Origin of the sequence: Lachnoclostridium sp. An118 (assembly GCF_002160985.1) — a bacterium.
Classification (GTDB): Bacteria; Bacillota; Clostridia; order Lachnospirales; family Lachnospiraceae; genus Claveliimonas; species Claveliimonas stercoravium.
Map to the genome: position 1 here is coordinate 1 of NZ_NFLQ01000056.1, position 545 is coordinate 545.

At 51.7% G+C, this 545-nt stretch carries 1 pseudogene; it reads left to right on the top strand.

Annotation, left to right across the window (positions count from 1 at the left end):
- Positions 1-450, top strand: a pseudogene (locus B5E62_RS16675) (hypothetical protein); the annotation flags it as partial.
- Between the last annotated feature and the right edge of the window lie 95 nt (positions 451-545).

Here is a 545-nt window from a genome sequence, read left to right on the forward strand (position 1 = left end):
AGTGTTCCCCAGAGGCCGGGCAAAGTGTTCGATGGCTGGTATCTGGATACGGCATGCACCAGGCCCTTTGAAGGAGTGGAAGCGGGGACGGATATTCTGGAATTGTACGCAGGCTGGAGAGAGCTGGAAGGATTTGTGTCTGATGATGAGGGACATATCCTTGCCTGCACTTCAGGGCTGGCCGTTGTAGATGGGCTTCTGGCTCTGCCCGGCATTCCCGCATGTACAGGGATCGAGGCGGGAGCTCTTGCAGACGTGGCCGACCAGATCACGGAAATCTATATTCCCGCCAATATCCGATACATTGCCCCGGGAGCATTGGATGGCCTGCCGAATCTGATGTACATAGAAGTGGAAGCCGGAAATCCGGATTATTACAGTGAAAATGGGATCCTTTACACGGCGGGAGGAGAGATTGTCGGCTGCCCGGTGTGGTATACGGGAGAGTAAGGGAAAAACTATCATACAGCTGTGAAAAGAGTACAGATGTGAAATCGAACATTTGTACTTTTTTTGCGTCCCGGCCTATATACTTTTATCCCTAT